Source organism: Amylibacter sp. IMCC11727 (assembly GCF_029854195.1).
GTDB lineage: Bacteria > Pseudomonadota > Alphaproteobacteria > Rhodobacterales > Rhodobacteraceae > Amylibacter.
Genome location: NZ_CP122960.1, coordinates 3,033,254 through 3,056,459 on the forward strand (window position 1 = coordinate 3,033,254; position 23,206 = coordinate 3,056,459).

Annotated in this window: 21 protein-coding genes; 8 read left to right on the forward strand and 13 right to left on the reverse strand. The window is 55.4% G+C overall.

The window, feature by feature from the left end:
• The first annotated feature begins 325 nt into the window (after positions 1-325).
• From QBD29_RS15200 to QBD29_RS15220, 5 genes are all read left to right on the forward strand, one after another.
• Entirely contained in the window at positions 326-1,927 is a 1,602-nt protein-coding gene (locus tag QBD29_RS15200; RefSeq protein ID WP_280098932.1) for a phosphoenolpyruvate carboxykinase, read from the forward strand.
• A 118-nt stretch (positions 1,928-2,045) separates the two neighbouring features.
• The gene (locus QBD29_RS15205; protein ID WP_280098933.1) at positions 2,046-2,495 is read left to right on the forward strand and encodes a phage tail protein; all 450 of its coding nucleotides are present in this window, start codon (positions 2,046-2,048) and stop codon (positions 2,493-2,495) included.
• 6 nt (positions 2,496-2,501) lie between these two features.
• Positions 2,502-2,795, forward strand: coding sequence for a DUF1294 domain-containing protein (locus QBD29_RS15210; protein WP_280098934.1), 294 nt, complete (start codon positions 2,502-2,504; stop codon positions 2,793-2,795).
• Positions 2,796-2,865: 70 nt separating this feature from the next.
• A complete protein-coding gene (locus QBD29_RS15215) occupies positions 2,866-3,507 on the forward strand; it encodes a DUF1007 family protein (RefSeq protein WP_280098935.1) in 642 nt (213 codons plus the stop codon).
• On the forward strand, positions 3,489-4,397 hold the full coding sequence (locus QBD29_RS15220) for a hypothetical protein (protein WP_280098936.1): 909 nt from the start codon (positions 3,489-3,491) through the stop codon (positions 4,395-4,397). Before QBD29_RS15215 ends, QBD29_RS15220 begins: the two co-directional genes overlap by 19 nt.
• Here QBD29_RS15220 and QBD29_RS15225 read toward each other — a convergent pair.
• The gene (locus QBD29_RS15225; RefSeq protein WP_280098937.1) at positions 4,394-5,530 is read right to left on the reverse strand and encodes an amidohydrolase; all 1,137 of its coding nucleotides are present in this window, start codon (positions 5,528-5,530) and stop codon (positions 4,394-4,396) included. The two genes, QBD29_RS15220 and QBD29_RS15225, sit on opposite strands and share 4 nt — an antisense overlap.
• A 210-nt stretch (positions 5,531-5,740) precedes the next feature.
• Between QBD29_RS15225 and QBD29_RS15230 the strand changes: the two genes are divergently transcribed.
• A complete protein-coding gene (locus tag QBD29_RS15230; RefSeq protein WP_280098938.1) occupies positions 5,741-7,399 on the forward strand; it encodes an acyl-CoA dehydrogenase family protein in 1,659 nt (552 codons plus the stop codon).
• Positions 7,400-7,443: 44 nt separating this feature from the next.
• On the opposite strand, the gene QBD29_RS15235 is transcribed toward QBD29_RS15230, so the two are convergent.
• Positions 7,444-9,114 (reverse strand): SH3 domain-containing protein, encoded by a 1,671-nt coding sequence (locus tag QBD29_RS15235; RefSeq protein WP_280098939.1) that lies wholly within the window; start codon positions 9,112-9,114, stop codon positions 7,444-7,446.
• Between the two features lie 202 nt (positions 9,115-9,316).
• Positions 9,317-10,666, reverse strand: a complete 1,350-nt coding sequence (locus QBD29_RS15240; protein ID WP_280098940.1) for an FAD-binding oxidoreductase — start codon at positions 10,664-10,666, stop codon at positions 9,317-9,319.
• 60 nt (positions 10,667-10,726) lie between these two features.
• Between QBD29_RS15240 and QBD29_RS15245 the strand changes: the two genes are divergently transcribed.
• On the forward strand, positions 10,727-11,116 hold the full coding sequence (locus tag QBD29_RS15245) for an META domain-containing protein (protein ID WP_280098941.1): 390 nt from the start codon (positions 10,727-10,729) through the stop codon (positions 11,114-11,116).
• On the opposite strand, the gene QBD29_RS15250 is transcribed toward QBD29_RS15245, so the two are convergent.
• From QBD29_RS15250 to QBD29_RS15290, 9 genes are all read right to left on the reverse strand, one after another.
• The gene (locus tag QBD29_RS15250; RefSeq protein ID WP_280098942.1) at positions 11,113-11,784 is read right to left on the reverse strand and encodes a DNA-3-methyladenine glycosylase I; all 672 of its coding nucleotides are present in this window, start codon (positions 11,782-11,784) and stop codon (positions 11,113-11,115) included. The two genes, QBD29_RS15245 and QBD29_RS15250, sit on opposite strands and share 4 nt — an antisense overlap.
• Entirely contained in the window at positions 11,771-12,511 is a 741-nt protein-coding gene (gene recO / locus QBD29_RS15255) for a DNA repair protein RecO (RefSeq protein ID WP_280098943.1), read from the reverse strand. The genes QBD29_RS15250 and recO overlap by 14 nt, the downstream gene beginning before the upstream one ends.
• Positions 12,512-12,554: 43 nt before the next feature.
• The gene (gene phoB, locus QBD29_RS15260) at positions 12,555-13,250 is read right to left on the reverse strand and encodes a phosphate regulon transcriptional regulator PhoB (RefSeq protein WP_280098944.1); all 696 of its coding nucleotides are present in this window, start codon (positions 13,248-13,250) and stop codon (positions 12,555-12,557) included.
• The gene (gene phoU / locus QBD29_RS15265) at positions 13,247-13,912 is read right to left on the reverse strand and encodes a phosphate signaling complex protein PhoU (protein WP_280098945.1); all 666 of its coding nucleotides are present in this window, start codon (positions 13,910-13,912) and stop codon (positions 13,247-13,249) included. Before phoU ends, phoB begins: the two co-directional genes overlap by 4 nt.
• A 12-nt stretch (positions 13,913-13,924) precedes the next feature.
• Entirely contained in the window at positions 13,925-14,689 is a 765-nt protein-coding gene (pstB, locus tag QBD29_RS15270; protein WP_280098946.1) for a phosphate ABC transporter ATP-binding protein PstB, read from the reverse strand.
• A gap of 4 nt (positions 14,690-14,693) precedes the next feature.
• A complete protein-coding gene (pstA, locus tag QBD29_RS15275) occupies positions 14,694-15,983 on the reverse strand; it encodes a phosphate ABC transporter permease PstA (protein ID WP_280098947.1) in 1,290 nt (429 codons plus the stop codon).
• Positions 15,976-16,953 (reverse strand): phosphate ABC transporter permease subunit PstC, encoded by a 978-nt coding sequence (pstC, locus tag QBD29_RS15280; protein WP_280098948.1) that lies wholly within the window; start codon positions 16,951-16,953, stop codon positions 15,976-15,978. Before pstC ends, pstA begins: the two co-directional genes overlap by 8 nt.
• Positions 16,954-17,018: 65 nt before the next feature.
• Positions 17,019-18,053 (reverse strand): PstS family phosphate ABC transporter substrate-binding protein, encoded by a 1,035-nt coding sequence (locus QBD29_RS15285; protein WP_280098949.1) that lies wholly within the window; start codon positions 18,051-18,053, stop codon positions 17,019-17,021.
• A gap of 147 nt (positions 18,054-18,200) precedes the next feature.
• Positions 18,201-18,671, reverse strand: a complete 471-nt coding sequence (locus QBD29_RS15290; RefSeq protein ID WP_280098950.1) for an Lrp/AsnC ligand binding domain-containing protein — start codon at positions 18,669-18,671, stop codon at positions 18,201-18,203.
• A 137-nt stretch (positions 18,672-18,808) separates the two neighbouring features.
• Here QBD29_RS15290 and putA point away from each other — a divergent pair, with 137 nt between their 5' ends.
• A complete protein-coding gene (putA, locus tag QBD29_RS15295) occupies positions 18,809-22,279 on the forward strand; it encodes a bifunctional proline dehydrogenase/L-glutamate gamma-semialdehyde dehydrogenase PutA (protein ID WP_280098951.1) in 3,471 nt (1,156 codons plus the stop codon).
• A 54-nt stretch (positions 22,280-22,333) separates the two neighbouring features.
• On the opposite strand, the gene QBD29_RS15300 is transcribed toward putA, so the two are convergent.
• Positions 22,334-23,131, reverse strand: a complete 798-nt coding sequence (locus QBD29_RS15300) for a polyhydroxybutyrate depolymerase (protein WP_280098952.1) — start codon at positions 23,129-23,131, stop codon at positions 22,334-22,336.
• Positions 23,132-23,206 lie beyond the last annotated feature (75 nt).

The following is a 23,206-nucleotide window of genomic DNA, read 5'->3' on the forward strand; positions in this document are numbered from 1 at the left end:
GCATTTTTTATTTTTATAACCCTACTTAGGTACACGTTCGTTAACGGCGCAAATGTTTTTTCCGCTAAGTGGTCTATTTTTAGCCACAATTTTTCCCAATTTTGTCATTTGAGTCACACTCTGCCCCAAACCCCTTATTAAAAAGGCGCCGTGTTAACGTTAACTCAGGCACATTACCGCAATCGCTGGCCTTCCATTACGTGACTATGGTGCTATACAGCCCGCGTTGCTGCCGCAGCATTCACAGGAATGGCCGTAAAGGGCCGCTAATTGATACAATCAAGCGCAGGGTGATCAACACCGCGTCGCGCTGAGGAGCAAGACCATGGAAGCAGGCCGCTTCAATCCTTCCCAATCTTTGGAAAAAACGGGCATCACGGGTGTCGCTAAGGCGCACTACAACTTGCTGGAGCCAGCCCTGATCGAAACATCCGTCAAACGCGGCGAAGGCGAACTGGGCCAAGGCGGAACGATTCTCGTTTCCACAGGCAAATTCACGGGCCGCTCTCCTAAAGACAAATTTGTGGTGGATGAGCCTTCCGTAAAAGACACCATCTGGTGGGAAAACAACCCGCCCATGGCCCAAGACGCATTTGCGCAACTGCACGCAGACATGCTCGACCACATGAAAGGTGGCGAATATTTCGTCCAAGATCTGTTTGGGGGCGCTGACCCAGATTACCGCGTCAACGTGCGCATGGTGACAGAGCTGGCATGGCATTCCCTATTCATCCGCACCATGCTGCGCCGTCCAGAAGTCGAGGAACTCGACACCTTCGCACCAGAATACACGGTCATCAACTGCCCGTCCTTCAACGCGGACCCAGCCAAACACGGCTGTCGCAGCGAAACAGTGATCGCCATTTCTATCGAAAAGAAACTGATCCTGATTGCGGGCACGGAATACGCTGGCGAAAACAAGAAGTCTGTTTTCTCTCTGCTGAACTACCTTCTGCCAGACCAAGGCGTCATGCCGATGCACTGCTCTGCAAACCACGCAACAGATGACAAAGACGACGTGGCTGTGTTCTTTGGCCTGTCTGGCACAGGTAAAACGACCCTGTCAGCGGACCCCAACCGCATTTTGATCGGCGATGACGAACATGGCTGGTCCGACAACGGAACCTTCAACTTTGAAGGCGGCTGTTACGCCAAAACGATCAACCTCTCCGCCGAGGCAGAGCCAGAGATTTTTGCCACTACACAGAAATTCGGCACTGTGATCGAAAACATGGTCTACGATCCGTTCACCAAAGAGCTGGATTTCGACGATGATAGCCTCACCGCCAACATGCGTTGCGCCTATCCTCTGCACTACATCTCTAACGCATCTGACACGGGTCTTGGTGGCACTCCACGCAACATCATCATGCTTACATGTGATGCCTTTGGCGTTCTGCCTCCGATTTCACGCCTGACACCTGCACAGGCAATGTACCACTTCCTGTCTGGCTTCACATCCAAAGTAGCTGGCACAGAACGCGGTGTAACAGAACCACAACCAACGTTTTCCACCTGCTTTGGTGCACCGTTCATGCCGCGCCGCCCAGAAGCCTACGGCGCTCTGCTGCGGGACCGTATCGCAGCATCGGGTGCAACCTGCTGGTTGGTGAACACAGGTTGGACAGGCGGCGCCTACGGCACAGGTTCGCGCATGCCAATCCGCGCCACCCGCGCTTTGCTGACAGCCGCGCTCGATGGTTCATTGAACAGCGCAGACTTCCGCAAAGACGAAAACTTCGGCTTTGACGTTCCAACATCCTGCGCAGGCGTGGCCGACGTCCTGCTCGATCCGCGTCGCACATGGGACGACCCCGCCAGCTATGACCGCAACGCGGCCAAATTGGTTCAGATGTTCTCTGACAACTTCAAACAATACGAAGAATACGTCAGCGACGATGTTCTGGCTGAAAAAGTCGGCGCATAAAAAGCGAAACAGTCTAAAAAAATAAAGCCGAGGCATCCGCCTCGGCTTTTTTGTTCGAATTGCATCCTGTTCCTCAATCCCCTAGCGTCAAACACCATAGCAAACAGGGATTTTCAACATGTCAGGCAAGAAACAAGACACGAACTGGCCCCTTCCAAAATTCTATTTCTCAGTCATCATTGGCGGTGAAACAGTCTCCTTCCAAGAAGTTTCGGGCCTCGATGTCGAAAACCAAACCATTGAATATCGCCATGGTGACAGCCCTGTTTATAAAACAGTCAAAATGCCAGGGATGCAAAAACTCGGAAACGTCACGTTGAAAAGGGGCGTTTTCACAAAAGATAACAAATTTTGGGATTGGTACAGTAAGATCGAAATGAACACGATCGAACGTGAATTCGTTCAGATCCAGTTACTTGATCAATCGGGTAAACCAACCATGACATGGACCCTCGACAACGCTTTCCCCGTCAAAGTAAGCGGAATCGATCTTCAAGAAGAAGGCAACGACGTCGCGGTGGAAACCATCGAAATTGCGTATGAAAAACTCAGCGTCAGCAATTCTTAAACAATCATGACAAACCTGATCCTCTACCTCATGGGCATCAATGCCCTCACCGCGCTCATCTTTTTCTACGACAAACGCCAATCCCAATCAGGCGGCTGGCGCGTGCCAGAAAATTCGTTGCTTGGCTTGGCAATCCTTGGCGGTTCTTTAGGCGCAAAATTTGCCCAACTTAAATTCCGCCACAAAACCCGCAAACAGCCGTTTGGCCATATACTGAACGCCATCCTTGTTCTACAAATCCTGCTGGTTCTCGCGCTCGCCCTGCCATGGACCCGTACGATTTTGCTGTCCCCCACATGAACAGGCGTAACATTGCCTGCGGCAAACATCCGACTTGCGCTTGGTAAAGCTCCGAACCTAAACTCAGCCCATGAAACGTCTTCCCGCCACTTTGGCCTGTGTTTTGGCCCCGCTACCTGCGCTGGCACATCCCCATGTGTTTGTGGACGCGGGCGTGTCATTTATCTTCAACGACGCGGGCCAATTAACATCCGTTAAAATCGAATGGGCCTACGATGATCTTTACACGCTGATCACGCTCGATGATTTGGGGTTGGATGTGGACGGGGATGGCATCATCACCGTGGCCGAACAGGAAAAACTCGTTGGCTTTGACATGAAATGGATTGATGGGTTTGAAGGCGATCTTTACGTCACCCTCGCCGACACTCCCCTAATCCTAAGCCAACCCAAAGAATACACCGCCGAACTGGTGGATGGTCGACTCATCACATCCCACGTGCGCACCTTCGAAAATCCCATAACCCTATCGTCTGAAACCATCGCACTGAAAGTCTACGATCCCACCTATTACTCCGCTTACACCCTCGATCTCGGGGCCGAGGTGATCAACAACACTGGCTGTAACATGACCCAAATTCCTGCGGATCTCGGCAAAGCCTACGATGTGGTGGAAAACCTGCTCTATGGCAGCAACTCTGATGATGATTACCCTGCGGTGGGCGAAAACTTTGCCGACACGTTGACCTTATCATGCGAAACATCCTCCTAGGAATCGCGCTGTTCTGCGCGGCCAGTCTTGCCCTGTTTTGGATCATCGGCGGGTTTGATCAACTGGCCGCTTGGGCATCCTCAGGGCAACGCAATTTTCAAAACCAAATGGCCCGCAGTTTACGCGCCCTGCGCAGCGGCGATGCTGGCGCTGTCATCGCTTTAATGGGCGTCTGTTTCGCTTACGGTTTCTTTCACGCCGTAGGTCCGGGCCACGGCAAATTCCTGATCGGTGGCTACGGCGTCGCCACGCGCGTCACCATGTGGCGGCTTTCGGGCATCGCCTTATTATCGAGCCTAGCGCAGGGCCTCTCCGCTGTGTTGCTGGTTTACGGTGGCATCCTTTTATTGGGACTGACCCGCAGCCAAATGGTGGACACCGCAGAAGATATCTTTGCCCCCGCCAGTTACATCGCCATCGCGCTTGTGGGTCTGTGGCTGGTGATACGGGGCTTGCGTAAATTCTGGCGGATGCGCCACGTTCATCCCGATACCGCAGGGCATTCCCACACAGGCCACGGCGACACTTGCGAAAGCTGTGGTCACCGTCACGGCCCATCCGTTGAGGAAACCGAAAACGTTCGATCCCTGCGCGATCTTATCCTACTGGTGGGCGCAATTGCCATTCGTCCCTGCACGGGGGCTCTATTCCTGCTGATCCTCACATGGCGCTTTGATGTGTTCGGCGCTGGCATCGCAGGCACATTCGCCATGGCCCTTGGCACTGCCAGCGTCACCATCAGCATCGCGATTGCCGCCACGCTGTTTCGCACCACCACCTTGCAATCGGTCTCAGGGCCAACGGCACTGCGCGTTGTCCCCGCCCTCAAAATCGCGGCAGGGCTGATCGTCGGCATTGTTGCCGTTCAACTGTTGCTTTCAGTGATCTAGGCTAACTGCTGTTCAACCAGCTTCACCCAAAACGCGGCCCCAAGACCCAACACCTCATCATTGAAATCATAGTCCGCCGAATGCAGCGGACGCGCGTGCGAACCACTCACACCATTGCCCATCAACATAAAACACCCGCGTTTGGCATTTGCGAAATGTGCAAAATCCTCGGAAAACAACTTCGGCTCGCAAGACCCATTCACCGCGCCCACCTGTCGTGCCGCACGCGTCCCATCTTGGGCCGCAACTACGTCATTAATGACGGAGGGAAAAATCGTGTCGTAACGGACCTGCCCTGCAACACCATGGGCCAAACACACGCCCGCCACAATCTGGCGCATCCGCACTTCAATGGCGCTGTTTACTTCAGGGCTCAACGCCCGCGCATCCCCACGCAACACCGCATGGCCAGGCAACACATTGCGTTTCCCATCCGTCTCAAACTCAGTGATCGACACCACACCGTTCAAACTGGGGTTCAGCTTACGTGACACGATGGTTTGCAGCGCGCTGACAATCTCTGCGCCCACAACAATCGCATCCACCCCCATATGGGGCAGCGCCGCATGCCCCCCTTGCGCGGATATCTCAATCTCGAACAAGGCCTCGCTTGCACAAATTGGCCCTGCACGCGTGGCAAACGATCCGACTTCCATACCTGGAATATTGTGCATCCCATAAACTTCATCGACGCTGAACCTATCAAACACTCCATCTTTCAACATGGCCAGCGCGCCTTCGCCGTGTTCTTCATTCGGTTGGAACAGAAACACCACGCGTCCATTGAAATCCCCGTCATGGGCCAACTGCTTCGCCGCACCCAGCAACATCGCCGTATGCCCATCATGACCACAGGCGTGCATCACACCATCGTTTTGCGATTTATGCGCAAAGCCATTTGCCTCATGGATCGGCAGTGCGTCCATATCGGCCCGCAACCCAATACTGCGTGTGCTGTTGCCCTTTTGCAAAACTCCAACAACACCTGTGCCCCCAACACCGCACTGCACCTCCAGCCCAAAGCTCTCCAGCAACGCCGCCACCCGCGCCGATGTGCGGTGTTCATCAAATCCCAACTCTGGATGGGCATGAAAATCATGCCGCCATTCCATCATTTCGCTTAGATCGGTCATTTGGTGAACTCCTCTCAAGTCTTGTGCGACCATACCAACCAACCACCACAGAACCAGCAGAAACCTACGCCACGTCAAGCAATCGCACTCGTAACATTCTTACGCGTTTTGCCGCATGACAGCATTTTTATTGCGGCGCAGCATTGACGGGTTCAGGTCAGCGCCATACTTCTTTCCCCAAACAAAGAACGTATGAAATGGGATTCCCAAATGTTGTTGCCTAACCTTTTGAACACCTGCGCCGCTGCCATCCCTGCGGTTGAAAATGTCGTGGATCGTGCGCGTGCGAAAGTTGCGGAAAACGTAACTGTCGATGGACGCGTGAATGGCAAAGCATTTGAAGATCACCAATTCGCGGCCCACGGGCTTGCATGGTACGCCACGTATCTTTTGTCCCTGCAACAAATGCACAAATGGGCAACGCATTTGGACGCCGAAGGCAAATTTGGCGAACTGGAACAACTGATCCTGCAAATCAGCTTTGGCGAATACCTCTGGCAAATCTGGGGCGGCATTCCGATGTCCCAAGGCGAGGTAGTGCGCCTACAGGATTTGGGCCTGTCCCAATCCGATCAAATGGCACTGGCTGTGGAATCTGTGCAAACTCTGACACAACAAGGCAACACCCAAGACGCCCGCTCTCGTCTGGTTGATCTGATGCTCGAACGGGACGGCGCAGCCACTGTGGGGGTCACGGGGCTCGACGAAGAACTGGAAATGATCCGCGACCAATTCCGCCGCTTTGCCGATGAACGCGTGATGCCAGATGCCCACGAATGGCACCTGAAGGACGAGTTGATCCCGATGGAAATCATCAACGAACTGTCTGAAATGGGCGTGTTCGGCCTGACCATCCCCGAAGAATACGGCGGGCTAGGCATGTCCAAAGCGTCCATGTGTGTGGTCTCCGAAGAACTGTCTCGCGGCTACATTGGCGTTGGGTCCCTTGGCACACGCTCCGAAATCGCCGCAGAACTGATCATTGCAGGCGGCACGGAAGAACAGAAACAAAAATGGCTGCCACAATTGGCATCGGGTGAGACCCTGCCAACAGCCGTCTTCACCGAACCAAACACAGGCTCTGACCTTGGCTCCTTGCGCACCCGCGCCGTGAAAGACGGCGATGACTGGTCCATCACAGGCAACAAAACATGGATCACCCACGCCGCGCGCACAAACGTCATGACCCTGCTGGCCCGAACCGATCCAGACACCACCAACTACTCTGGCTTGTCTATGTTCCTCGCTGAAAAGACACCGGGCACGGATGAGGCCCCTTTCCCAACGGACGGCATGACAGGCGGCGAAATCGAAGTCCTCGGATACCGTGGCATGAAAGAATACGAACTGGCGTTTGATAACTTTAAGGTCAAAGGCGAAAACCTGCTTGGCGGCGTTGAAGGCCAAGGCTTCAAACAGCTGATGCAAACCTTTGAATCCGCCCGCATCCAAACCGCCGCCCGCGCCATCGGCGTAGCGCAAAACGCCATGGAAATCGCCACAAAATACGCCCAAGACCGCAAGCAGTTTGGCAAAGAGCTGCTCGCCTTCCCGCGTATCCGCTCAAAAATTGCGATGATGGCTGTGGAAATTATGGTCACCCGCCAGCTGACTTACCATTCCGCGTTTGAAAAAGACAACGACCGCCGCTGCGATCTCGAGGCAGGCATGGCCAAACTCCTCGGCGCCCGTGTCGCATGGTCCGCCGCAGACAACGGCTTGCAAATTCACGGCGGCAACGGGTTTGCTCTCGAATACCCGATCTCCCGCGTCCTATGTGACGCGCGGATTTTGAACATCTTCGAAGGCGCGGCGGAAATTCAAGCCACCGTCATCGCTCGCCGCTTGCTCGAAGTGGGCCGCAACTGATCGGGCCTGAACCCATCGCTACAGTTTTGAGAGCCACTGATCCTTCAGTGGCTCTCTTTCGTTTTATCGACATAGCGAAACTCACCCACGTTTTCGTTGTACTTCAGCTCGTGAATATCCCACTTTTGGTCATTGCGCGTGGGCAATTCGATCTTTTGCGCCATGATCGTGCGATCCCCGTCTGATCGCAGCGTTATCATCCCATACACCGCCACATTGCGATCCTTCGCCTCTTCCAACTCCCGCTCTACCTTTTTGCGTTCTCGTTTGTTTGGCGCTTCATCTATGCGTTTTTTGAAATCCAATATCCGTTCGTAAAAATCGGATACTTTCGAAAACTCCCGCGTTCTGCGCGAAATTTCCGTACTGAAAATCAATGGGCGATGCCCCCGCCCATATCGCCCAAACGCCCCGAGCGCATCGGGGCGCGGATGGGCATAAGCCTCGTCATCCCCGCTTGAAATCACCACCGCCAAGGCATTCAACGCGCGCAAAAACGTTTCGGAAAAATGGTGGCTGCCGTGATGGCACGCCTTTGCCACATCTACCTGAAACGTCTTGCGCCCCTTGGCGACCAAAGCTTCGATGCTCGCTTGCGCAATATCCAATTCCTGCCGCTCCGCATCCGTCATCGTGCTGCCCTTGGCTTCCAACTCAAAAATAGTTTTTTCCAAATCGGACACATCTTCTTGGGCTGCACAATAATGGCGGAACAGATAATCTTCGGATGCGGTGTTCAAATCCCCCCCAAGCAGGATTTTCAACGCCCCAATGCGCAACTTAACCACCACGGAATGGCCGTTCTTTGTCTCCCCCTCATCCCCAAGAGTGGGCAGCACCTTGCGCCTTGCTCCGTCAATCGTGATACGCTGTGGAACGGGTCCCAGAATTTCCATCGTCACGGGCGCTCCATCCTCAAATCCTGGCACAAACCCGTCCTCTGAATCGAGCGCTTGAAACCTCATCCCCTTGTTGTTGGGGTTCGCAACCGCCGTGCGCAGGGTTTCCATATAATCCTTTGTTGTATGGCGCTGCGCCTTTTCCAAGTCGCGCAGTTGTCTGTTGCTGCCAATGATTTCGGTCAGATAATTCTCCCCCCGTTTGGGCGAATATCCAAGACCCAGATCCCACAAATACTTCACATGCGGGATGTCTTTTACTGCCTCTTTATCCGCCTTGCTGACGGACCGTTCCACGATGCCATTGTGAAACATCTGTCCAACGCTCAGTTTCGGGTGTTCAAAAATATCCTTAAACCCATAGTAATGATCTTTGTCAGGATGCGAGACCATGACCCGATCAATATGAAACGGATCCTTGGCCCCTCTGTCGTTGGGCTCCACCCCATCCACACCCTTCACCTTGCGCCCCCGCAAGTTATAGCGCCATGAAAGATAGCGCAGCATGTTGTCGGTTTTCCCCGCATCAATGACCAAAACCTGATCGTCAGGCGTCACGATGTGCGTGCCATCTCCTTGGCCAATATCCACGAAATTCACTTCAAGCGCCCGCGTCTCTGTTATGTCGGATTTGCGCACCCATCCCGTGTCACCGCGGCATTTGATCTTTTCCCAATCGCCGTCCGTTTGACCCAACCAGCGCAGCCAATCCCCGAACAAAAGATGGTTCACCGCATCCCCATCGGTGGCAGGGGTTTGCCGTAAAACCGTAGAATTTTGAGCGATAAAGTAATTTGTATTCTTTTTCAGGATCATAAAGCCGACTCCCAATGAAATGTTGAAATACGGTCAGCCTACGCCATCTGGCAAAAATCACCAAATGATCCTGGTTTTGGGAATGTTCGCGCAAACCTTAACAAAACCTAAACCATGACGCGTCTAACAACACGCGTCATACACAACGCGTCTGGGTTAACCTTTGCTTCAGAAAACCGCCCCAAACCCTCGGCGGCTCACCTCACCGATCCTGCCAACCGTACCATTTAAACGCCGCGGGCAATCCCCAGCGCCGAACCCGCGCAAACGGATACCGTGCTGGCTCTGCCTGCATCCCATCTGGCAATGGCTCCTCATACGGTTTCCCTGCCACCATCCCCGCCATCAACTTACCCGTATAGCTGCCCATGGACACACCGTTGCCGTGAAACGCCATCGCCGTAAACGCGCCACTCCATCCCCCAATCGGCCCGACATAGGGCACCAAATTGCGCGCCACACAGATCAGCCCAGACCAGTGATAGGCCGTGCGCACGCCCCGCCACGCGGGAAACATCGCATCAAAATCCGCCCGCACCGCGCTTGGCATTCGCGCCCGATCACGCGGGCCTAAATTGGGCGTGCCCCGCATCCCAAACAGCATCCGCCCATCAGGCAGCAGGCGGAAATAATGCAGCATCTTACGTGTGTCACAGGTCATCTGGTTCACCCGCCACCCCTGATCCGCCAGCACGTTATCTCCCATGGGTTCCGTCACCATAATGTGGCTAACCACGGGCGTATACCGCCCGCCCATCCAGTGCGGCAGGTTATCCGAATTATACCCATTGCCGGCCAAAACCAGCTTCTCTGCCACCACACGTCCTTGCGCCGTGTACAAAGCAAACCGCCCATCAGACAGCTGTTCGATCCCTTCAACGGTGGTATTTGCACAAATTCGCCCTCCAGCCTTGCGCACCGCATCCGCCAGCCCAAAAACATATTTTTGCGGGTTCAAACAAAACCCCACATCGGACCACATGGCTCCGTGAAACCCCGCCCCATTCACACCGTGTTCGCGCAACGCCGTCTTGGGAATGATCTCGCTTTTCACCCCTGCCACTTTATTCAGAAACGCCGCGTCCTGTGCAAACCCATCAAAATCCTTGGGGCGATGCGCCATCAACCATTCGCCGCGCGGTTGCACATCGGCATCAATACCCTGCGCGGATAACACGTCATCCACCACCTGCGTCGCGCGGACTTGTGCGCGGTAAAACACGCCCAAATCCTCCGTCCCCCAGCGCCGCGCATACGCCGCATCCGATATCTTGCCGCCCCCCATGCAATTGAATCCAGCATTGCGCCCAGACGCGCCCCACCCCACAGGTGCGGCATCCAGAACAACAGGGGCAAACCCGTGATCCTTGGCCAAATGCAACGCCGCAGACAGGCCCGTAAACCCCGCACCAATCACCGCCACATCCGTTTCGATATCCCCATTCAAACACGGATCAACGGCGGGCGCTGGCGTTACGGCTTCCCAATAACTGCCAACAGGTCTGCCCGTATCATAGGCATCCGCATGGTAAATCCGTTTCAACCGCGACATCGCACATTCCTCCACCGCTCAGGGTTGCCATGGCGGGCGCAATTTGTCACCAACAGGGGTATGAAAAAGATCGCGCTCATTGCCCTCCTAACGCTAACAGCCTGTCAAAAGGATGAAACCATCTCTGGCCAAACCGATGCTTCAGACACATGGCTGCTTATCCAAATGAACGGTGAACCGATTGTGCCAGACATCACGCTGACCTTTCCAGAAAAAGGCCGCATCGCTGGCCGTGCGCCCTGCAACACGTATTTCGCTTCCCAAACCGCACCCTTGCCGTGGTTCGAAGTGTCGGGCATCGCCTCTACCAAACGCGCCTGCCCCAACCTCAAACTCGAAACAGCCTATTTTCAAACGCTGGACTCCATGACCCTAATCGAACGCAAAGGGGATACGCTTTTGTTGTCCGACGACGCGCATCAAAGTCTGGAATTCAAACTGAGGGATTAGTCAGGCACAGACATCGCTAAAATGCGGCTCATCCGCGTGTAGCTTTCGCCTGTCTCTTCGGCCCATGCGTTAAATGCCTCTTGTGCCTTTCGCAATTCACCCTTGCTCGTGGCTTTGCCCTCCAGCACCCCCGCATCGCTTAACGCCCGCACCACCGCACGGCTCAGGATGAAACTGTCCTTGCCCAAAAACCGCAGCGCATATTGCCCCGTACTCCCCCCGAGCCGCGCACCCCGTTTTTTCATCACATCCCACAGGCCAACCAAATCGCTCGACGGCCAATCCTCAAAAAACCGCCCCGCTGTCCCATGTTCCTGCGCCAAATCACTCAAAAAAATCGCATTATCGCGCACAGATAAAATCTTGGTGGCGTGGCGCACGATCCCTGTGTCTTGCAAATGCGTGTCCAAATCCTCATCGGACATGAACGCATTGCGCCCTATATCAAACCCATGAAACGCCGCTTCAAATCCATCCCATTTCTTTTCGATAACGGACCAATTGAACCCCGCCTGAAACACCCGTTTTGAAAACTCCGCCAAAATACGGTCATCGCCCAGCGCAGATATATCACGGGCATGATCATGGGCCGATATGGCCTCTTCCAACGCGGCTTCGCTGCCTTTGCGCTCCAGCGCCATCCCTCTGATCTGATCAAATTTCCGCATGTTTTTCCCCTTTCTCCAGCACGCGCACCAACCGCGCCCGCGCATCTGGCAGGGGGCGGTTCCCCAGTGCAGGCGCCAACCAGCGCTCCAAAAAATACCCCGTGGTCTTTAATGCGCCCAGCACATCTGACAGCTCCGCATCCACACCCTGCATCTGCAAAAACTCTGGCAGCGGCAGCATCCGATCCGCATATTCTGCCCCCGCTTGGCGACACACGGCACGGCCACTTTTGGGCGATACATAAATCAACTCTTGCGTCCCACCCGTGGCCGCACAGGACGACAAATCCAACCCATAGCCCAACTCTTCTAGGATCATCAGCTCCCACACCGCGTAATCCGCCGCAAATGGCGCGGCTGAATTCAGCCGCTCGATTAACGCCAAAGTGTCAGCGTAAATCTGCGTCAATTCCATCCGCTCTGGCATGGCAAACCGCATCAACGCGCAAATCGAACTCAGCGCCGCCAATCGTCCCCGATCAGACATGATTCCGCTGCGCGATTTCAACAACTCCACGCGGTACGCCCCCAGATGATCCTCCAGTCGGGCGCGCCATTCGACCTCCACCTGATTGCCAGGTTGCAGCACAGGCGCTTGCTTGCGCGATGCACCACCGCGCACGACCCCCGCATGGCGGCCATGTTCTTTTGTTAAAACATCTAAAATAACCGAGGTCTCGCCGTGCCGCCGTGCGGCCAATATGACCCCTTCGTCACGCCATTCCATGACACAAGGCTAGGGCCAATCGCCCCCCACCTCAAGCACCTGATTACGTGCCGATATCGAGCGAATATCCAAATCCCCGCACGGTACGCACAAAATCAGTGTCCGACACTTTGCTCAGGGCTTTGCGTAACCGCCCCACATGCACATCCACCGTGCGTGTGTCCACGTTCAGATTGTCTCGCCACACACGATCCAGCAATTGTTCACGGGATAACACGCGTCCTGGGGCCTCCATGAACACCCGCAACAGTTTAAATTCTAAGGGCCCCAGATTGATTGTGTCTTCGCCAAGGCTCACCTTGTGCTGCACCAAATCCATCGTCAGGTTTTCATACACCAGAACATCCGCACCCGTCTGGCCAAACGTATGACGCAGCCCAACGCGCACCCGCGCCATCAACTCTTTGATGGAATAGGGCTTCACCACATAATCATCCGCCCCAATGTCCAATCCTCTGATCTTGTCTTCTTCCTCACCACGCGCGGTCAGCATAATCACGGGAATATGTTTGGTCTTTTTGTTGCGCTTCACTTGGCGGCACACTTCCAATCCTGAAGTCTGGGGCAACATCCAATCCAGCAACATCAGGTCGATGGATTCTTCCTCAAGGATCAACAGCCCTTCTTCGCCTGTTTCCGCCCGAAACACATCATATCCTTCAACCCCAAGGTTATAGGCCAGAAGTTCCAGCTGGGACGCTTCGTCTTCAACCACCAGAATTTTCGCACCACCGCTCATTCTTCCATCAACTCCCCAGTGACCAGATAATGCACTTGCTCTGCGATATTTTTCACTTGGTCACCCGAACGTTCCATATTTTTGGAAATAAACAACAAATGCGTGCAAGGCTCAATGTTTCTCGGATTTTCCATCATATAGGTTAACAACTCGCGAAACAGACCATCCGTTCTGTCGTTGATCTCATCATCCATAGCGCTCGCCGCACGGGCCTTTTCCAAATCACGTGTGACATAGGCATCCATAACCAGATCCAGCATCGCCGCCACTTTTTGCGATGTTTCCACCAAATTGCGCAGCACCGATTTCATGGCGGAAAAATCATCGACAACCCGCACACGATACGACAGCGTTTTGGCGTAATCCCCCATCCGTTCCAGACAGGCTGAAATCTTCAGCGTGGTAATCGCACTGCGCAAATCTTCGGCCATGGGCTGGCGCAGGGCAATTAAACGGATGGCGCGATCATCAATCTTGTTTTCCAACTTGTTAATTGCCGCATCCCCTTTGGACACTTGCTTGGCCAAGGTTTCATCATTGGCTTCCAATGCCTGACCCGCCGCAATGATTTGCGCCCCGACTTGGGCCGACATGTCCATCAGCATCTTTTCAATCTTGTTCAGCTCGGTATCGAACTTTGTCACAATATGGGTGCTTTCCATCGTCTAAGGCTCCTACCCGATCCGACCAGTGATATAGTTTTGTGTGCGCTCATCTTCAGGGGTCGTAAAGATTTTCTTTGTCGGCCCGCTTTCAACCAATGTCCCCAAATGAAAGAACGCCGTGCGCTGTGAAACCCGTGCGGCCTGTTGCATGGAATGGGTCACAATCACAATCGTGAAATTCGCCCGCAACTCGTCAATCAACTCTTCAATGATGGCCGTGGCAATTGGGTCCAGCGCCGAACAGGGTTCATCCATCAAGATCACCTTGGGCTTCACCGCAATGGCACGCGCAATGCACAACCGTTGCTGTTGCCCGCCCGACAACCCTGTGCCGGGTTGTTCCAAACGGTCTTTCACCTCGTTCCACAACCCCGCTTTTTTCAACGCCCATTCAACCAGCTCTTCCATTTCGGCTTTGCTCTGGGTCAGCCCATGAATACGCGGCCCATAGGCTACGTTTTCAAAGATGGATTTCGGAAACGGATTTGGCTTTTGAAACACCATGCCCACTTGCGCGCGCAATGCCACCACATCCACTTCGGGCGCATAGATATCTTGCCCCGCGATCTTGATTTCACCGTCTACGCGGGCAATCGGCACCAAATCGTTCATCCGATTGATGCACCGCAAAAACGTGGTTTTACCACAACCTGACGGCCCGATCAGCGATGTCACCTTGTTTTGCGGAATGTCCAAACAGATTTTGTTCAACGCCTGTTTGTCGCCGTAATGTACATCAACATCTTTGGCCGTGATGATAGGAATATTCGCCATAGTCTTAGAACCTCAGTTCGAATTTCTTGCGCAAAATAATTGCCGCAATGTTCATGATGATCAGGAACAACAGCAGCACGATAATCGCCGCCGATGTTTTTTCTAAAAACGCCCGTTCTGGGCTGTCTGCCCACAAAAAGATTTGCACAGGCAAGGCCGTTGCGGGCTCTAAAAACCCTTTGGGCACATCCACGATAAACGCGACCATACCAATCATCAGCAACGGCGCCGTATCGCCCAGCGCCCGCGCCATGCCCACAATCGCCCCCGTAAACATACCCGGCAGCGCCAGTGGGGCCACATGGTGGAATGTGGATTGCACCGAACTGGCCCCCATGCCGAGCGCCGCTTCACGAATGCTTGGCGGAACCGCCCGCAGGCTGGCCCGTGACGCGATGATAATCGTTGGCAGCGTCATCAGCGACAACACCATCCCCCCCACAAGCGGCGAAGATCGCGGCAATCCGAATGTGTTCAGGAATATCGAAAGCCCGAGCAATCCAAACACAATCGACGGAACCGCCGCCAAGTTGTTGATGTTCACCTCGATAAAGTCGGAAAACTTGTTTTTGGGGGCAAATTCTTCCAGATAAATCGCCGCCATGATCCCAATGGGAAACGACAGGATAAAACACACCGACAGGGATAGGATCGACCCCACCAATGCGCTCAGGATGCCCGCCAATTCAGGCTCGCGGCTGGCCCCGTTTAAAAAGAACCCTGTGTTAAACACTTGTTGCACTTGATCCCGTTCAATCAGCGTATCAATCCAGCCAATCTCCTGATCGCTCAAGCGCCGCTCATCTTGTGGCAAATCGCGGTTGATCTGCCCTTTCATCAACAGGTCCACATCATCCGATGCGCTCACCCAGATTGTGACAGCCCCACCCAGAATGGACGGGTCAGCTTCAATCGCCCGCTCCACCTGATAACTCGCCTCCGAACTCACCAACCCATACAGCTTGCGCCGGTCTTTGCGTTTTTTCGCCTCTGGAAACGCCTCTTTCAGACCATCCTTTACGATTTTGCCAAACGACGCATCGCCGATATCCGCTGGGTTCACCGCATCCGCATCCAGATTAACCGTCAAAGCGATTTGCGTTGTGCTAATCGCACCTTTGCCTTGCCAAAAGATTGATCCAATCATGAACGCCAGAAACGCAAGCGACAGCGCAATCGCCAGCCGCCCTGTCCAGCGAAACCGCAATTCAGATGCGTGGCGGCGTTTCAGGTGCGCTTGCCCTTTGGTCAAATCCGACAGGCTGTTTTGTGTGTGATCAGATGTATCAGTCATATTGCTCTCGGTATTTCTTAACGATCCGCAAGGACGCGTAATTCAGGCACAGGGTCGCGACGAACAGCAACAAACCGAGCGCGAATGCCGATAAGGTTTTCGCGCTGTCAAACTCTTGGTCCCCTTGCAACAACGCCACAATCTGCGCCGTGATGGTTGTCACCGCATCCAACGGATTTGCCGTCAAGTTTGCAGCCAAACCCGCCGCCATAACCACGATCATGGTTTCTCCAATTGCACGGGATGCCGCCAACAACAGGCTCCCCGCGATCCCTGGAATGGCTGCAGGCAAAATCACTTTGCGAATGGTCTCTGCTTGGGTCGCACCCAATCCCAGTGACGCATCGCGCAATGCTTGGGGCACGGCGTTAATCACATCATCCGACAGGGATGAAATCAGCGGGATAATCATGATCCCCATCACCAAACCCGCCGCCAGCGCGCTTTCAGATGCCACCTCAAGCCCCATCGACCCGCCGGTCCATCGAATGAACGGCGCAACCATTAACGCGGCAAAGAACCCGTAAACCACCGTCGGAATACCCGCGAGGATCTCCAAAAGCGGCTTAATCACGTCCCGCGTGCGGCGGTTTGCATATTCCGCCAGATACACCGCCGAGGCGAGCCCCAGCGGCGTTGCCACCGCCATGGCAATGGTGGAAATCAACAGCGTGCCCGTGAACAGCGGGATCACCCCAAACGCCCCTTCTGCTGCCACTTGATCCGCACGCAGCGCCGTTTGTGGGCTCCACTTGGTTCCTGTGATGAAATCCCAAAACGAAATGCGCTCAAAAAACGCCCACGCCTGCCCAAGCAGAGACGCCACAATCCCAATCGTGACCAGAACAGCCACCAGCGAACACAAGATCATAACGCCAATAATCAGGCGTTCCATAATCTTGGATCGTTTGGAATTTACAAAATCAACGGGCGTTTCGCGCGGCCCTGCATCCACATCGGTGACAGCCATCTTGGTCTACTCTTGCTTATTGCCGCAAACGGACCTGCACATCGGCAGGTCCGTTCCAATCGGCTTTACATGGACAGGTTTTGCAAACCGCGAATGGCATCTTCGCCCGCCGCGCGCTCGTCTTCTGTCAGCGGGATCAATCCCTTATCCGCCAGATACCCTTCTTCGCCCCAAGCATCCTCAGACGTGAATTCCTCCAAGAACGCTTCGATGCCGGGCACCACACCCACATGGGCCGCTTTCACATAGAAATACAACGACCGCGACACGGGGTAATCTCCTTGGGCAATCGCATCAAATTCTGGCTCAACGCCATCAATCAACGATCCTTGCACATTGTCTTCGTTTTGCTCCAGAAACGAATACCCAAAAATCCCAAACGCATCTGGGTTCGCATTCAGTTTTTGCACAATCAGGTTGTCGTTCTCTCCGGCTTCAACATAGGCCCCATCTTCGCGGATGTTGTGACACAGGGATTTATATGCCGCTTTGTCGGTCTTCTTCAGCGCGTTGATCCAATCGAACGATTTACAACCGCCCTCCATGGCCAGCTCCACAAACGCATCGCGTGTGCCGGATGTGGGCGGTGGGCCCAAAACCTCGATCTTGATCGCAGGCAAATCGGGATTCACTTCATTCCACATGGTAAACGGGTTTGGCTTGGTTTCACCCTCAACTCCTGTCGGGATGTCTTTGGCCAACCCCATGAACAAATCTTTCAGGCTGAACGATACTTGATCCGCCGCCTTTGAATTGGCCAACACAATCCCGTCATACCCGATCTTTGCTTCAACAATCTCTGTCACGCCATTTTCGGCACATTTGGCGACTTCGGATGCTTTGATCCGCCGCGACGCATTTGTGATATCGGGAAACTCCGTCCCAACCCCTGAACAAAACAGCTTAAGACCGCCGCCCGATCCTGTGGATTCCACAACAGGCGTTTTGAAGTCCGTGGATTTACCAAAGCGTTCCGCCACCGTGGTGGAAAACGGGAAAACTGTGGAAGAACCAACAATGGTAATCTGGTCGCGCGCAAAGGTGGGCGCGGTTGCGCTTGTCAGGATAAGTGCCGTTGCACAAAGCGTCTTGGTAAACATCTAAATGTTCCTACTTTTGGTTTCGTGTCCGATTCGTATCGGATGGCCCAGACCTAGGCCGCGAATGTGACACTCATCCTTCAGTTTTGTGACGCTTCCTTTTCAGTTTTGTAACAACCCCATGACACGCGAACGAAAATTCACCGCTCAAACGACAGACGATTGCCCGCCATCTTTGACCGCTTCCATCGACACATGGGTCGAACTGCTCGCCACATGGGGCAGGTTGGAAATCACCTCGCCCAACACCGCGCGATACGCCTTTATGTCCACCGTGCGCACCTTCAGCAGATAATCGAACGCCCCCGCGATCATGTGGCATTCCTCAATCTCGCTCACCTCGGACACCGCATCATTGAACGCCCGCAACGCCGTCTCGCGTGTGTCGGACAACCGCACCTCCACAAACGCCACATGGTCCAATCCCAGCTTGTCCAGATCCAGCACCGCGCGAAACCCACGAATATACCCTTCACCGCGCAATCGCTTCACCCGCAACTGACAGGGCGTTTTCGATAGGCCCACAACCCCCGCCAATTCCGTCATCGACATGCGCCCATCACGGTGCAATGCCGCCAGTATTTTGCGATCAATCCCATCCAAAGAACTATCAACCACGTCTTTTCCACCCTTTTCGCCTGATACTTAAGTCGAATATGGACAACATGACCTACAATTCAATCAAATACAGACAAACAGCCCTACATTTGAATGATAAAGAGGATATATCGCACTCTATTGCATCGGAACCCGCTATGGCTGATCTACAAACACTTCGCACCCAAATCCGCGCCGCCCACCTCGCAGACGAAGCCGCGTTGCTGAATGATCTCCAGTCTACCGCGCAGATTTCAGATGCAAAAAAATCCGCCGCCACAACCCGCGCCGTCAACCTCGTCACCAAAATCCGCGAACAAGGCGATTCAGGCATGATGGAGGTTTTCATGGCCGAATACGGCCTCTCCACGGATGAAGGCATCGCGCTCATGTGCTTGGCAGAGGCGCTCCTGCGCGTTCCAGATTCCGAAACCGTCGACGCCCTTATCGAAGACAAAATCGCCCCGTCCGATTGGGGCAGCCACCTTGGCAAATCCTCCTCTTCCCTCGTCAACGCTTCCACATGGGCGCTCATGCTCACGGGCAAAGTCCTCCACGACGAAGAACCCGGCATCGCCGCCACCCTCAAATCCGCGGTCCGCCGCCTTGGCGAACCCGTGATCCGCACAGCCGTGTCCCGCGCCATGCGTGAACTTGGCGCACAATTCGTCCTTGGCGAAACCATCCGTGAAGCCGTCTCTCGCGGCAAATCAAAGGCGCGGCACGGCTTCACCTACTCCTACGACATGCTCGGCGAAGCGGCCCTCACCGCAAACGATGCCGAAAAGTTCTACGACAGCTATGCGGACGCGATTAAATCCCTCGCCAAGCACTGCAAATCCGATGATATCCGCGAAAACCCGGGCATCTCCATCAAACTGTCCGCCCTGCACCCCCGCTATGAACTCGGCCAATCCGAACGGGTCATGCGCGAACTCGTCACCTCCACCAAACGCCTCGCTCGTATGGCGCGCAAAGCCAACATGGGCCTCAACATCGACGCAGAAGAAGCCGACCGTCTCGACCTTTCCCTCGACGTAATCGAAGCCGTCCTGCGCGACCCTGACCTCGCAGGCTGGGACGGATTTGGCGTGGTGGTCCAAGCCTTCGGCAAACGCTGCAACGGCGTCATCGACTGGCTGCACCAACTTGCCACTGACTTGGATCGCAAAATTATGGTCCGCCTCGTCAAAGGCGCCTATTGGGACACCGAAATCAAACGCGCCCAGGTGGAAGGCACCGAAGGCTTCCCCGTCTTCACCCGCAAAGCCGCCACCGATGTGGCCTACATCTGCAACGCGCAAAAACTGCTCGGCCTGACCGATCGCATCTACCCGCAATTCGCCACCCACAACGCTCACACCGTCGCCGCCATTTTGGAAATGGCCACCGACAAGAGCGCGTTCGAATTCCAACGCCTGCATGGCATGGGCGAATCCTTGCACGACATTGTCCTCGCTGATGAACAAACCCGCTGTCGCATCTACGCCCCCGTCGGCGCACACCGTGATCTGCTCGCCTACCTCGTACGGCGCTTGCTCGAAAACGGCGCGAACTCCTCTTTCGTCAACCAAATCATCGACGAAGACGTCCCCCCATCCGAAGTCGCCGCCGATCCTTTCGAAACCCTCGCCAACGCCCCCGAAGACCAAGTCGCCCTCCCCGCAGACATCTTCGCCCCGCGCCAAAACTCCCGCGGCTGGGACCTGCACCGCCACGCAGACCTAGATGACATCGAAACGGCCCGCGCACCCTTCGCACACACCCAATGGACCGCTGGCCCAATCACCGTAGCAAAACCCACTGGCACGGAATCCCTCACCGTCACCAACCCCGCCCGCCACGACGATGTGGTCGGCTCGGTGTTGCAGGCCACCGCAGAAGACGCCGAAGCAGCCATCGCAAACGCAAAACTCTGGAACGCCCCTGCATCCGACCGCGCCACTGCCCTGCGCAAAGCCGCCGATCTGTACGAACAAAACTTCGGCGAACTCTTCGCCGTACTCGCCCGCGAAGCAGGCAAAACCCCCATGGACGCCATCGCCGAACTGCGCGAAGCCGTCGATTTCCTGCGCTATTACGCGGATGAGGCCGAACGCCACGCAGACGCGGAACCACGCGGCCTCTTCACCTGCATCTCTCCGTGGAACTTCCCGCTCGCCATCTTCTCAGGCCAGCTTTCCGCCGCGCTCGCTGCAGGCAACGCAGTCCTCGCGAAACCCGCAGAACCCACCTCCATCTGCGCCCATATCGCCGTAAAACTCCTTCACGAAGCAGGCGTCCCAAAATCCGCCCTACAACTCCTCCCAGGTGCAGGCCGCATCATCGGCACTGCCCTCACGTCCAGCGACAAAATCAATGGCACTTGCTTCACAGGCTCCACTGCCACCGCGCAAACCATCAACCGCGCTCTGGCCGCCAGCACCGCCCCCGACACGCCGCTGATCGCCGAAACAGGCGGCCTCAACGCCATGATCGTGGACAGCACCGCCCTGCCCGAACAGGCAGTACGCGACATCATCGCCTCTGGTTTTCAGTCTGCAGGCCAGCGTTGCTCGGCCCTACGCGTCCTCTACATCCAAGAAGACGTGGCTGACACCTTCACCGAAATGCTCTTTGGCGCAATGGACGAGTTGGTCGTGGGCGATCCGTGGGGCTTCACCACCGATGTGGGTCCCGTCATCAATGATGCCGCCGCCGCAGGCATTCGCGCGCACATCGAACAGGCCCGATCCGAGGGCCGTTTGATGAAAGAACTGCCAACCCCAACCACAGGCACCTTCATCCCGCCCACCGTTCTGCGCGTAAACGGCATCAACGATCTGACCACCGAAATCTTCGGCCCTGTCATCCACATTGCCACCTTCAAATCCGAAGACCTCGACAAAATCGTCGACGACATCAACGCCAGCGGCTTCGGCCTCACCTTCGGCATGCACTCGCGTATTGATGATCGTGTCGACAGCGTCACCGCCCGCCTGAACGTCGGCAACATGTACATCAACCGCAACCAAATCGGCGCCATCGTCGGCTCCCAACCCTTCGGCGGCGAAGGCCTCTCTGGCACGGGCCCCAAGGCAGGCGGCCCCGCCTATGTGAAACGCTTCACAGCAACCACGCCCATCAACGGCAGTGCCCCAAAAGGTGAAGCCGCCGACATCACATCTGTGCAAGACGCGCTCAACACCATGTCCGCCATCCGCCGCCCGCGCCTGTCTTCCGAACTGCTGCCAGGCCCAACAGGCGAGAGCAACCAACTCTCCACCTTTGGGCGCGGCACAGTCCTCTGCCTAGGTCCAACGGCTGAAGACGCCACGGCCCAAGCCCGCACCGCGCGGCTCAACGGCTGCGCCGCACTGCAAATCGCACCAAATGTCACCAACGGCATCGACGCTATGCTCGACCGCACCGCCCTGTCCTCTTTGGAAAACTTCGACGTAGTGGCGCTCTGGTCTGATCCAGCCGATCAATCCGCCGCACGCGAAGCCTTGGCAAACCGCAACGGCGCTCTCATCCCGCTTGTCTGCGGTGATGATCTGGCCGACCGCTGCACCATGGAACGTCACATCTGCGTTGACACCACCGCCGCAGGGGGCAACGCCCAACTCCTCGCCTCCGTCGAAGTGTAAATCACCAGAACCGACCGCCCCCGATTCAATCGGGGGCCGCCAACCACCAGTGTCTTACGGCAACCGCGGCTCCCGTCCGAGCAACTCATCCAACTGCCGCGCAAACCAGCCCTTCGGGATGAAATGCCCACTGGGATGCACATCCAGAACAACCCGCCGCCCCGCGTCACACTCCCAAACGGAACGCTGATGCGCCAGCGGCGGCACATTGCTCCACTCTGATCGCGCCGACACATCCCCACAGTTAAACTTGCGCCGCCACAACGCCACGGGATAGGTTTCATCTCCTCCACGTCCCATCGGAAAATCCATCACCGTATCCGTCAGCCCATGCACATGGCGCACCTCACGCGGCATCCCCGCGCAATCTTCATCCTGTCGCAATGTCCCAGACACCGCCAAGACCGCCCGCACATCCACAGAGGTTTCACAGCCAAACCGCCATGCCATTGCCGATCCATAGGAATACCCCGACACAAACACATTCGAAAAATCAATCGGATATCGCTTGGCCGCATCCGCCAACACCCGCTCGCCAAAGGCAACATCCGCCGTATCGCTGCGCCAGAAATCCCAGGTCCTACCGGCTCCATTTGGGGCCAACAACAAAACCCCACGCCGCCGCGTGGCCCCCGAAATCCGCGTGTGCTTCACAATCAATGTGCCCTGCCGCCCCCAGCCATGAAAATGCAGCATCACAGGCAGTGGCGTCTCCCCATCCCATCCATCAGGAGCCTTCACATGATACGACCGACCATCCTCCATCACACAGGGCACATCCGCATGGCACACGTCGTCCGCCACCGCGAAAAACGGCCAACACACCAATAGAAAAGCAATCAAAATCCTCATGACGCGACCCTACACAGAAAAACGGGGCTGTCGATTAACAGCCCCGTTACTTCTTTTGGCTTAAAATATCCGCGC